The 12085-nt window shown below is 70.7% G+C and carries 10 protein-coding genes; 7 read left to right on the top strand and 3 right to left on the bottom strand.

Going from position 1 to position 12085, the window contains the following annotated elements; all coding sequences use genetic code 11:
• The first annotated feature begins 73 nt into the window (after positions 1–73).
• On the top strand, positions 74–2050 hold the full coding sequence (gene thrS / locus ACZ5DS_RS16630; protein WP_468238618.1) for a threonine--tRNA ligase: 1977 nt from the start codon (positions 74–76) through the stop codon (positions 2048–2050).
• Between the two features lie 37 nt (positions 2051–2087).
• Here thrS and ACZ5DS_RS16625 read toward each other — a convergent pair whose 3' ends face one another.
• Positions 2088–2744 carry a potassium channel family protein gene (locus tag ACZ5DS_RS16625; protein ID WP_468238615.1) on the bottom strand — a complete coding sequence of 219 codons (657 nt, stop codon included), beginning with the start codon at positions 2742–2744 and terminating at the stop codon, positions 2088–2090.
• Between the two features lie 67 nt (positions 2745–2811).
• Here ACZ5DS_RS16625 and ACZ5DS_RS16620 point away from each other — a divergent pair, with 67 nt between their 5' ends.
• The gene (locus tag ACZ5DS_RS16620) at positions 2812–3369 is read left to right on the top strand and encodes an HIT family protein (RefSeq protein ID WP_468238613.1); all 558 of its coding nucleotides are present in this window, start codon (positions 2812–2814) and stop codon (positions 3367–3369) included.
• A 31-nt stretch (positions 3370–3400) separates the two neighbouring features.
• On the opposite strand, the gene ACZ5DS_RS16615 is transcribed toward ACZ5DS_RS16620, so the two are convergent.
• Positions 3401–5047, bottom strand: a complete 1647-nt coding sequence (locus tag ACZ5DS_RS16615; protein WP_468238610.1) for a hypothetical protein — start codon at positions 5045–5047, stop codon at positions 3401–3403.
• A 212-nt stretch (positions 5048–5259) separates the two neighbouring features.
• Positions 5260–7458 (bottom strand): elongation factor G-like protein EF-G2, encoded by a 2199-nt coding sequence (locus ACZ5DS_RS16610; protein ID WP_468238608.1) that lies wholly within the window; start codon positions 7456–7458, stop codon positions 5260–5262.
• A gap of 227 nt (positions 7459–7685) precedes the next feature.
• On the opposite strand from ACZ5DS_RS16610, the gene pgsA reads away from it, so the two are divergent.
• From pgsA to pdxS, 5 genes are all read left to right on the top strand, one after another.
• A complete protein-coding gene (pgsA, locus tag ACZ5DS_RS16605; protein ID WP_468239299.1) occupies positions 7686–8414 on the top strand; it encodes a phosphatidylinositol phosphate synthase in 729 nt (242 codons plus the stop codon).
• Positions 8411–9319 (top strand): phosphatidylinositol mannoside acyltransferase, encoded by a 909-nt coding sequence (locus ACZ5DS_RS16600; RefSeq protein WP_468238606.1) that lies wholly within the window; start codon positions 8411–8413, stop codon positions 9317–9319. The genes pgsA and ACZ5DS_RS16600 overlap by 4 nt, the downstream gene beginning before the upstream one ends.
• Positions 9316–10476: a glycosyltransferase family 4 protein gene (locus tag ACZ5DS_RS16595; RefSeq protein ID WP_468238604.1), complete on the top strand. Its 1161-nt coding sequence runs from the start codon at positions 9316–9318 to the stop codon at positions 10474–10476. The genes ACZ5DS_RS16600 and ACZ5DS_RS16595 overlap by 4 nt, the downstream gene beginning before the upstream one ends.
• Before the next feature lie 33 nt (positions 10477–10509).
• Positions 10510–11052, top strand: a complete 543-nt coding sequence (locus ACZ5DS_RS16590) for a LemA family protein (RefSeq protein ID WP_468238602.1) — start codon at positions 10510–10512, stop codon at positions 11050–11052.
• A 116-nt stretch (positions 11053–11168) separates the two neighbouring features.
• Entirely contained in the window at positions 11169–12074 is a 906-nt protein-coding gene (pdxS, locus tag ACZ5DS_RS16585) for a pyridoxal 5'-phosphate synthase lyase subunit PdxS (RefSeq protein WP_468238600.1), read from the top strand.
• Positions 12075–12085 lie beyond the last annotated feature (11 nt).

Here is a 12085-nt window from a genome sequence, read left to right as displayed (position 1 = left end):
TCGGGTCGGTACGATCCCTTGTGCGCGCGCTCCTGGTATGGCGCCGCACCCCACCTTCAGTCAGGAGAGACCGGTGTCAGACGTCCGTGTGATCATCCAACGCGATTCCGAGCGGGACGAACGCGTGGTGACGACGGGCACTACGGCCGCCGAGCTCTTCGCCGGCGAGCGCTCGATCATCGCCGTGCGTGTCGGGGGCGAGCTGAAGGACCTCGGCTACGAGGTCAAGGACGGCGAGACCGTCGAGGGCGTCGAGATCTCCTCCGAGGACGGCCTGAACATCCTGCGCCACTCCACCGCGCACGTCATGGCGCAGGCCGTGCAGGAGCTGTTCCCCGAGGCCAAGCTGGGCATCGGCCCGCCCGTCAAGGACGGCTTCTACTACGACTTCGACGTCGAGAAGCCGTTCACGCCCGAGGATCTCAAGGCCATCGAGAAGAAGATGCAGGAGATCCAGAAGCGGGGGCAGAAGTTCTCCCGCCGCGTCGTCACCGACGAGGCCGCCCGCGCCGAGCTGGCCGCCGAGCCGTACAAGCTGGAGCTGATCGGCCTCAAGGGCTCCGCCTCCTCCGAGGACGGCGCGGACGTCGAGGTCGGCGCCGGCGAGCTGACGATCTACGACAACCTGGACGCCAAGACCGGCGAGCTGTGCTGGAAGGACCTCTGCCGCGGTCCCCACCTGCCCTCGACCCGCACCATCCCGGCGTTCAAGCTGATGCGCAACGCGGCCGCCTACTGGCGCGGCAGCGAGAAGAACCCGATGCTCCAGCGCATCTACGGCACCGCCTGGCCGTCCAAGGACGAGCTGAAGGCGTACCTGGACTTCCTCGCCGAGGCCGAGAAGCGCGACCACCGCAAGCTCGGCAACGAGCTGGACCTCTTCTCGATCCCCGAGCAGATCGGCTCCGGCCTCGCCGTCTTCCACCCCAAGGGCGGCATCGTCCGCCGTGTGATGGAGGACTACTCGCGCCGCCGGCACGAGGAAGAGGGCTACGAGTTCGTCTACACCCCGCACGCGACCAAGGGGAAGCTCTTCGAGACGTCGGGCCACCTCGACTGGTACGCCGAGGGCATGTACCCGCCCATGCAGCTCGACGAGGGCGTGGACTACTACCTCAAGCCCATGAACTGCCCGATGCACAACCTGATCTTCGACGCGCGCGGCCGCTCGTACCGTGAACTGCCGCTGCGCCTCTTCGAGTTCGGGACCGTGTACCGGTACGAGAAGTCGGGCGTCGTGCACGGCCTGACCCGTGCCCGCGGCTTCACCCAGGACGACGCGCACATCTACTGCACCCGTGAGCAGATGTCCGAGGAGCTGGACAAGACGCTCACCTTCGTCCTCGGCCTGCTGCGCGACTACGGCCTGACCGACTTCTACCTGGAGCTGTCCACCAAGGACCCGGAGAAGTTCGTCGGCTCCGACGAGGTGTGGGAGGAGGCGACCGAGACGCTGCGCCAGGTCGCGGAGAAGCAGGGCCTGCCCCTCGTGCCGGACCCGGGTGGCGCCGCCTTCTACGGCCCGAAGATCTCCGTCCAGGCCAAGGACGCGATCGGCCGGACCTGGCAGATGTCGACCATCCAGCTCGACTTCAACCTGCCCGAGCGCTTCGACCTGGAGTACACCGGCCCGGACGGCTCGAAGCAGCGCCCGGTGATGATCCACCGCGCCCTCTTCGGCTCGATCGAGCGCTTCTTCGCGGTGCTCCTGGAGCACTACGCGGGTGCCTTCCCGGCGTGGCTCGCCCCCGTCCAGGCCATCGGCATCCCCATCGGCGACGCGCACGTCGAGTACCTGGACAAGTTCGCCGCGGCGGCCCGGAAGAAGGGCCTGCGCGTCGAGGTCGACTCCTCCTCGGACCGTATGCAGAAGAAGATCCGCAACGCCCAGAAGCAGAAGGTGCCCTTCATGGTCATTGCGGGCGACGAGGACATGTCGAACGGCTCGGTGTCCTTCCGCTACCGCGACGGCTCGCAGGAGAACGGCATCCCGTTCGACGAGGCCATCGCGAAGATCGCGACGATCGTGGAGGAGCGGGCCCAGGTCTGACCGGGGCGACTGCCACCTGCGAAGGCCCTCGGGACGGTCAGCGTCCCGGGGGCCTTTCGTCGCTCTCGCGGGAGAACGTCTGCAGTAGCCAGGACGAGAACGAACCCGTCACCGCGCCGAGCAGGGCCAGCCCGCCGGCCATCATCACGGTCGCGATCACCCGGCCGAGACCGGTCACCGGGGTGATGTCGCCGTAACCGACCGTGCTGAGGGTCGAGCAGGCCCACCACACGGCATCCCCGAAGGTCCGCATGGTCGCGCCGGGCGCCCCGCGCTCCTGCTGGTAGACCGCGAGGGAGCCGGCGAAGCCGAGCAGCAGGGTGGACAAGCCGGCGTAGGAGATCACGCGCGCGTACAGCGCGAGCCGGGGCTCCCCGCGCCGGCCCTGGATGACCTCGTACAACGGCACGATCCGCAGCGGCCGCAGCAGGGGCAGCAGCACCACGACCGTGTTCAGCACATGGGTGAGGACGAAGTGCCACCACCGCTGTCCGCTGAGCCGCCAGCGCACCACGTAGTCCACGGCGAAGACCACCCACAGGGCCAGCAGCACGAACCCGCACAGGTCCCGCCAGAACGGCGCCAGGCCGGTCGCCAGGACGCGGGTCGCGTACGCGGCCATGAAGATCAGCGAAGCAGTGAAGAGCGGGATCTCGGTGCGCTGCTCCCAGCGGGCCAGGGGGCTGTCGTCCACCGGCCAAGCTTGGCCGGTGAGCGTCCTCGCACCGCCCCGGCGACACGCCGCGAACGGGCGAAGCCATATGCTGCCTAGCATGACGAGTGAGCCGGAGCAGCAGATCGGAGTGGGGACGCAGGATGCGTTCCAGCGCCTGTGGACGCCCCACCGGATGGCCTACATCCAGGGCGAGAACAAGCCGACCGGTCCGGGGGCCGAGGACGGCTGCCCCTTCTGCTCGATCCCGGCCAAGTCCGACGAGGACGGCCTGATCGTCCGTCGCGGCGAGCACGTGTACGCCGTCCTCAACCTCTACCCGTACAACGGCGGCCACCTGATGACCGTGCCGTACCGGCACGTGGCCGACTACACCGACCTCACGGGGCCGGAGACCGCCGAGCTGGCCGAGCTGACCAAGCAGGCGATGACCGCCCTGCGCACCGCCTCCGGCGCGCACGGCTTCAACATCGGCATGAACCAGGGCACGGTGGCCGGCGCCGGCATCGCCGCCCACCTGCACCAGCACATCGTCCCGCGCTGGGGCGGCGACACGAACTTCATGCCGGTGGTCGGCCACACGCGGGTACTGCCGCAGCTGCTGGCGGACACGCGAAAGATGCTGGCGGAGGCTTGGCGGGCGTAGGTCCCCGGGCGCCCTTGGCGGGTGGCACCCCCTACGCGTCGTACAGATCGGCCTTCCGCGGTGACGCATCCTGCACCAGCCCGCTGAGGACGGACGAGCGGGTGCCGAACTTCTCGGTGTTCACGCCGTTCTCCGACAGCACCCGGAGCGCGGCCGAGTGCACCACCCGCAGCACCGGTGTGGCCGCGCGCAGCGCGTCGTCGGCCATGAAGCGGTGCCGCCACGGCTGATCGGCCCAGGCGTGCCGCAGGCCGAACGGCTCGGGCAGGGCGAGTGAACCGCCGAGCCAGTTGAGCAGCGGCGGATACCAGGTCAGCGGGGCGCGCGCGGCCAGCCGTACCACCTCGTCGGTGGGGACCAGCGGCAGCTTGACCGTCCGCATCTCCCAGGGCTTGAGGGACTTGCTGACCTCCTTGGTCGGTGCCTCGGGCTTCGCCGTGAACAACGGATTCACCGGACCCAGGGCGTGCCCGGTCACCTCGATGCGCAGCGTCTCGTGCAGCACGGTCACGGTGATCAGCATCGTGATCACCAGCTGGCCGTCCCACAGCATCCACTGCACGCCCAGGTAGTGCCGGTCACCGCTGCCGAACTGCTGCTTGTTGCAGATGTCCTGTATGGCGTGCTGCTTGACCTGGAACGCCTCGACGTCCGTGCCCTCGGGACGGGACACCGCCTTCGCGTTCTCGCCGATCGGGGTGACGATCCAGTGCCGTATCGAGGGCCGCGGGAAACCGCCGGTGTTCAGCGGGCCGCGCTCCAGCATCCGCAGCTGGTCGTGGATCGCGCGTATGACGTCCCAGCTGCGGAAGGGGTGGATCTCCCGGGTGGGGTCCGCGGGCACCAGGTCCTCGGCGAGCTGCCAGGCGCCCCAGCGGGTGCCCATGCCGAGTATGCCCTTGGGGCCGGCGTAGAAGACCGAGTTGGACTGCTGCTCGGCGCTGAGCCGGGCCAGCGACTGCCGCAGCTGCTCGGCGGCGGTCTCGCCGGGGCTGCGCGGCACGGCCTCGGGGACCTTGGCGCCGACGCTGCTGCCCGACAGCAGGCCGTCCCAGCGCGCCCGCAGGTCCTTCGCGGTGCGCTCGCAGATCTGCTTGGCCCAGAACCAGCCCAGCACGGGGGCGACGACGGCCGCACGCGCGTACCACGCCCAGAACCCGGTGAACGGCATCTTCAGCAGGAACAGCGCGGCGACCACGCCGACCCCGGTGAGCAGGGCGGTGGCGAGCGCCCCGGCCCGCTTGTCCTCGCGCTTGGCGACGTACGCGCGCAGCTGGAAGACGAGCAGCCAGCCGATGAGCCCCGGCAGGAAGATCAGGCCGCACAGCACCATCACGGCGGACAGCCGGTTGTCGCGCTCGCGGCGGATGTTGTTGGCCGCCAGGCAGTGCTCCACGACGACCTGGGGCTCGGCGCCGAAGGACTGGATGAGCGGCTTGCGGCCGGGAGCGAGCATGCGGTCGACGACGGCCCGGGAGAAGGCCTCGCCCAGGTTCGGCCTGACCAGCTTCCACTTGCCGGCCTTGACCGTCGACTGATGCCACTCGTTGTCGGTCTTCTTGATGTCCTCGATCACGTTGTCCCGGTAGGCCGCCGAGGCCAGCGCGAACGTCGCCGCCTGGCCCCCGTCGCCGGAGACGGGCACCTGCGGTCCGTCCCACTCCGTTCCAACCGACATTCCCGCCCCCATCGCCGCCGGTGTCGCTTCTGCGGCCTTCCCGACTTCCAGGCTCCGCACACCTGTTGAACAGGCCGTCGCGTCGATACCGCCCCCCTTACCGCACGAGTTCGGCACGACGTGATCAGGTGATCAGCGTATCCGCAGCCACCGACACCGCGTCGGCGGACGGCCGAAGCCGCCCGCCGGCGCATCGAGTCCAGTGGGGTGAACTACGTGGATTCTCCCGCCTGTTCACGGATCCGCTCGGCGATCTGCGGCGGCATCGGCTCGTGCCGGGCGTACTCGCGGCTGAAGCGGGCCGTGCCGTGGGACAGCGAGCGGAGGTCGATGGCGTAGCGGCCGATCTCGAACTCGGGCACCTCCGCCCGGACCACGGTCCTTCCCGAGCCCACCTGCTCGGTGCCGAGCACCCGGCCGCGCCGGCTCGACAGGTCGCTCATCACCGGGCCGACGTAGTCGTCGGCGACCAGCACGGACACCTCGGCCACCGGCTCCAGCAGGTGGATCCGCGTCTGAGCCGCGGCCTCGCGCAGGGCCAGCGCGCCCGCCGTCTGGAAGGCGGCGTCGGAGGAGTCCACCGAGTGCGCCTTGCCGTCCAGCAGCGTGACCCGCACGTCCACCAGCGGATAGCCGGCGGCCACTCCCTTCGCGGCCTGCGCCCGTACGCCCTTCTCCACGGACGGGATGAACTGGCGTGGTACGGCGCCGCCCACCACCTTGTCCACGAACTCGATGCCCGAGCCGCCGGGCAGCGGCTCCACCTCGATCTCGCAGATGGCGTACTGCCCGTGCCCGCCGGACTGCTTGACGTGCCGGCCGCGCCCGGCGGCCTTGGACGCGAACGTCTCCCGGAGGGAGACCTTGTGCGGGACGACGTCGACCTGGACGCCGTACCGGCTGCGCAGCCGCTCCAGGGCCACGTCCGCGTGAGCCTCGCCCAGGCACCACAGGACCACCTGGTGGGTGTCCTGGTTCTGCTCCAGGCGCATCGTCGGGTCCTCGGCGACCAGCCGGGACAGGCCCTGGGAGAGCTTGTCCTCGTCCGCCTTGCTGTGCGCGTGGATGGCCAGCGGCAGCAGTGGATCGGGCATCTGCCAGGGCTCCATCAGAAGCGGGTCGTCCTTGGCCGACAGCGTGTCCCCGGTCTCGGCGCGGCCGAGCTTGGCCACGCACACCAGATCGCCCGCGACGGCGTGCGACACCGGGCGCTGCTGCTTGCCGAACGCCATGGACAGCGCGCCGATCTTCTCGTCGACGTCGTGGTCCTCGTGCCCGCGGTCGGCCAGGCCGTGCCCGGAGACGTGCACCGTCTCCTCGGGGCGCAGGGTGCCGGAGAAGACGCGGACCAGCGAGATACGGCCGACGTACGGGTCGGAGGAGGTCTTCACGACCTCGGCGACCAGCGGGCCGCCCGGGTCACAGGCCTTCAGCTCGCGCGGCTTGCCGTCGACCGTGGTGACCTGGGGCATGGGGTGCTCGAACGGGGTCGGGAACCCGCCGGTGATCAGCTCCAGCAGCTCGACCGTGCCGAGCCCCTGCCGGGCGCCGTCGGCGGCGGGGGCGGCCGCCAGGACGGGGAAGAAGGTGCCGCGCGCGACGGCCCGCTCCAGGTCGTCGATCAGCGTCTTGACGTCGATCTGTTCGCCGCCCAGGTAGCGGTCCATGAGGGTCTCGTCCTCGCTCTCGGCGATGATGCCCTCGATGAGCCGGTTGCGGGCCTGCTCGATGTCCGGCAGCTGGTCCTCGCCGGGCTCGGACTCCTTGCGCTCACCGGACGCGTAGTCGAACAGCTTCTGCGACAGCAGCCCGATCAGCCCGGTCACGGGCGCGTGCCCGTCCGGACCCTCCGGCCCGCGCAGCGGCAGATACAGCGGCAGCACGGCGTCCGGGTCGTCGGCGCCGAAGGCCTCCGCGCACACCCGGGTCATCTCCTCGAAGTCCGCGCGGGCGGCCTCCAGGTGAGTGATCACGATCGCGCGGGGCATGCCGACGGCCTGGCACTCCTCCCACACCATGCGGGTCGAGCCGTCCACCCCGTCCGAGGCCGAGACGACGAAGAGGGCCGCGTCCGCCGCTCGCAGACCGGCCCTCAGCTCGCCGACGAAGTCGGCGTATCCGGGGGTGTCGAGGATGTTGATCTTGATGCCGTCCCACTCCACCGGGACCAGGGAGAGCTGTACCGAGCGCTGCTGCCGGTGCTCGATGTCGTCGTAGTCCGAGACGGTGCCGCCGTCCTCCACACGGCCCGCCCGGTTCACCGCCCCCGCGCTCAGCGCGAGGGCCTCCACCAATGTTGTCTTGCCCGAACCGGAGTGGCCGACCAGCACCACATTCCGTACGGACGCGGGGTGGTCGGCCGCCACTGCCCTGCCGGCGGCCCCGGTGTGTGTTTGCGCCTTGTCGCCCATGATCCTGCCTCCCGTGGACGGTGAGGTCACTGTGGGCGCGGACACGCGGCACCGCGTGCACTGGCGGCTCCTGCGACGCCCGCGGTCCTTCGAGCTTTCCACTCCCGTCACGTTGCGTCCATACGACGGACGCCGATCGCGCCGCCGCGCCGCGTGCGCGGGGTGCGCACCGCAGCGCGCCACGGCTGTGGGTGCCCGCCCGTCACGCACGCACGCGCGTGGCTACGATGGGCCAGCCGGCGGCCACCAGGGCCGCGGCGACAACGACCGTCGGGAAGGCCATGCTGAACAAGTACGCGCGTGCATTCTTCACGCGTGTCCTCACGCCGTTCGCCGCGTTTCTCATCCGCCGGGGCGTGAGCCCCGACACGGTCACGCTCGTCGGCACGGCCGGTGTGGTCGCGGGAGCGCTGGTCTTCTTCCCCCGGGGCGAGTTCTTCTGGGGCACGATCGTGATCACCCTGTTCGTCTTCTCCGACCTGGTCGACGGCAACATGGCCCGTCAGCTGGGCCGCTCCAGCCGCTGGGGCGCCTTCCTGGACTCCACCCTGGACCGGGTCGCCGACGGCGCGATCTTCGGCGGCTTCGCGCTCTGGTACGCGGGCAACGGCGACAACAACGCCCTGTGCGCGGTCTCGATCTTCTGCCTGGCCAGCGGCCAGGTGGTGTCCTACACCAAGGCGCGCGGCGAGTCGATCGGACTGCCGGTCGCCGTCAACGGGCTCGTCGAGCGTGCCGAGCGCCTGGTGATCTCGCTGGTCGCGGCCGGTCTGGCGGGCTTCCACAAGTTCGGCGTGCCGGGCATCCAGTGGCTGCTGCCCATCGCCCTGTGGATCGTCGCCGTGGGCAGCCTCATCACGCTGATCCAGCGGGTCGTCACCGTCCGCCGCGAGTCCGCCGATGCGGAGGCGGCGACGCAGCGCAGCGCGTCCCAGGGGAGTGAGGCGGCGAAGTGAGCACCGCGGAACGGCTCACCGACGCGCTGTACGGCCTCGGCTGGAGCACCGTAAAGAAGCTCCCCGAACCCGTCGCGGCACGCCTCGGCCGGTCCCTTGCGGACCTCACCTGGAAGCAGCGCGGCAAGGGCGTGCAGCGCCTGGAGGCGAACTACGCGCGCGTGGTGCCCGACGCGGGCCCCGAGCGCCTCGCCGAGCTCTCCCGCGCGGGCATGCGCTCGTACCTGCGCTACTGGATGGAGTCCTTCCGGCTGCCCGCCTGGAGCGCCGAGCGCGTGAAGACGGGCTTCGAGTGCAAGGACGTGCACTACCTGACCGACGGGATCGCCTCCCCGCGCGGCGTGATCCTGGCGCTGCCGCACATGGGCAACTACGACCTGGCCGGCGCCTGGGTCACCACCAGGCTCGAGACGCCGTTCACCACGGTCGCCGAGCGCCTGAAGCCCGAGACGCTCTACGACCGCTTCGTCGCCTACCGCGAGAGCCTCGGCATGGAGGTCCTGCCGCACAGCGGCGGCACCGCCTTCGGCACCCTGGCCCGGCGGCTGCGCGACGGCGGCCTGGTCTGCCTGGTCGCCGACCGCGACCTGTCCGCGTCCGGCATCGAGGTCGACTTCTTCGGCGAGCGGACCCGGATGCCCGCCGGTCCGGCCCTGCTCGCCCAGCAGACGGGCGCGCTGCTGCTGCCCGTCACGCTCTGGTACGACGACTCGCCCGTCATGAAGGGCCAGATCCATCCCCCGATCGAGGTACCGGAGTCAGGTACGCGGGCCGAGCAGACGTCCGTGATGACACAGGCGCTGGCCGACGCCTTCGCCGCCGGGATCGCCGACCATCCGGAGGACTGGCACATGCTCCAGCGGCTGTGGCTCGCCGACCTCGACCCCGCGAAGGGACCCTCGTGAGAATCGGGATCGTCTGCCCGTACTCCTGGGACGTGCCCGGGGGCGTCCAGTTCCACATCCGTGACCTCGCCGAGTACTTCATCCGCCTCGGCCACGAGGTCTCCGTCCTCGCCCCCGCCGACGACGACACCCCGCTGCCGCCGTACGTCGTCTCGGCCGGCCGTGCGGTCCCGGTGCCGTACAACGGCTCCGTGGCCCGCCTGAACTTCGGCTTCCTGTCGGCCGCGCGGGTGCGGCGCTGGCTGCACGAGGGCGCCTTCGACGTGGTCCACATCCACGAGCCCACGTCCCCCTCGCTCGGCCTGCTGACCTGCTGGGCGGCCCAGGGCCCGATCGTGGCCACCTTCCACACCTCCAACCCGCGCTCGCGCGCGATGATCGCCGCCTACGCGATCCTCCAGGCCGCGCTGGAGAAGATCAGCGCACGGATCGCGGTCAGCGAGTACGCCCGCCGCACCCTGGTCGAGCACCTCGGCGGCGACGCGGTGGTCATCCCCAACGGCGTGGACGTCGACTTCTTCGCCAAGGCCGAGCCCAACCCCGAGTGGCAGGGGGACACCCTGGGCTTCATCGGCCGGATCGACGAGCCCCGCAAGGGCCTGCCGGTGCTGATGAAGGCCCTCCCGAAGATCCTTGCCGCCCGCCCGCAGACCCGTCTGCTGGTCGCGGGGCGCGGCGACGAGGAGGCGGCCGTCGAGGACCTGCCCGAGGAGCTGCGCTCCCGCGTCGAGTTCCTCGGCATGATCAGCGACGAGGACAAGGCGCGCTTCCTGCGCAGCGTCGACCTGTACCTCGCGCCCAACACCGGCGGCGAGAGCTTCGGCATCATCCTCGTCGAGGCGATGTCGGCGGGCGCCCCCGTCCTCGCCTCCGACCTGGACGCCTTCGTCCAGGTCCTCGACCAGGGCAAGGCCGGCGAGGTCTTCGCCAACGAGGACGCGGACGCCCTGGCCGAGGCGGCCGTACGCCTGCTGGACGACCCGGCACGACGGGCCGAACTGCGCGAGCGGGGGAGCACCCACGTCCGCCGCTTCGACTGGTCCACCGTCGGCGCGGACATCCTGTCGGTGTACGAGACGGTCACGACCGGCACGTCGGCGGTGGCCACGGACGACCGGCCCGGCCTGCGGGCACGGTTCGGCCTGGCACGGGACTGAGGCGGCCGCCCGCACCGACTAGCCTTGCCGCCCGTGACTGCAACCCTCATCTGGATCCTCGTCGCGCTCGTGGCCGTCGGCCTGTACCTGAGCTGGACGGCCGGACGGCTGGACCGGCTGCACGTGCGGATGGACGCCGCGCGGGCCGCGCTGGACGCGCAGCTGCTGCGGCGGGCCTCCGTGACGCAGGAGCTGGCGACCTCGGGCGTGCTGGACCCCGCCGCCTCGATCGTCCTCTACGAGGCCGCGCACGCCGCCCGGCAGGCCGAGGAGGAGCAGCGTGAGGTCGCCGAGAGCGAGCTGAGCCAGGCTCTGCGGGCGGTGTTCGAGGACCCGCGGCAGGTCGAGGCCGTACGGGAGGCCCCGGGCGGCGAGGCGGCGACCCACGAGCTGGCCGAGGCCGTACGCCGTGTCCCCATGGCACGCCGCTTCCACAACGACGCCGTGGGGGCCGCTCGCAGGCTCCGCGAGCACCGCAAGGTGCGCTGGTTCCGGCTGGCCGGCCATGCCCCGTTCCCGCTGGCCTTCGAGATGGACGACGAGCCGCCCGCGGCCCTGGTGGAGCGGATCTCCTGAACGTCAGGTGGACCAAAAGGATCCACCGGCTTGCCATTGGCCCTTGCTGTGGCCTGGTCCACTCGCGTTTGCTCTCTGGAGCAGAAAACGCTCTTTCACCTTCAGTGAGGTCATCCGTGTCCACTTCCGAGAACCAGGCTCCCGAGACCGGCACCGCGCGCGTGAAGCGCGGCATGGCCGAGCAGCTCAAGGGCGGCGTGATCATGGACGTCGTCACGCCGGAGCAGGCGAAGATCGCAGAGGACGCGGGCGCCGTCGCGGTCATGGCGCTGGAGCGGGTCCCGGCCGACATCCGCAAGGACGGCGGCGTGGCCCGTATGTCCGACCCGGACATGATCGAGGGCATCATCAACGCCGTCTCGATCCCGGTCATGGCCAAGTCCCGCATCGGCCACTTCGTCGAGGCCCAGGTTCTCCAGTCCCTCGGCGTCGACTACATCGACGAGTCCGAGGTCCTCACCCCGGCCGACGAGGTCAACCACTCCGACAAGTGGGCCTTCACGACCCCCTTCGTCTGTGGTGCCACCAACCTGGGCGAGGCCCTGCGCCGCATCGCCGAGGGCGCCGCGATGATCCGTTCCAAGGGCGAGGCCGGCACCGGCAACGTGGTCGAGGCCGTCCGCCACCTGCGCCAGATCAAGAACGAGATCGCCAAGCTGCGCGGCTTCGACAACAACGAGCTGTACGCCGCCGCCAAGGAGCTGCGCGCCCCGTACGAGCTCGTCAAGGAAGTCTCCGAGCTCGGCAAGCTCCCGGTGGTCCTCTTCTCCGCCGGTGGCGTGGCCACCCCGGCCGACGCCGCGCTCATGCGCCAGCTCGGCGCCGAGGGCGTCTTCGTCGGCTCCGGCATCTTCAAGTCCGGCGACCCGGCCAAGCGCGCCGCCGCCATCGTGAAGGCCACCACCTTCTACGACGACCCGAAGATCATCGCGGACGCCTCCCGCAACCTGGGCGAGGCCATGGTGGGCATCAACTGCGACACCCTCCCCGAGTCCGAGCGCTACGCGAACCGCGGCTGGTAAGGCACCGGATC

Source organism: Streptomyces sp. NPDC031100 (assembly GCF_055570785.1).
The sequence above is the reverse complement of the archived record's forward strand: the minus strand, read 5'-3'. Positions and strand labels throughout refer to the sequence as shown.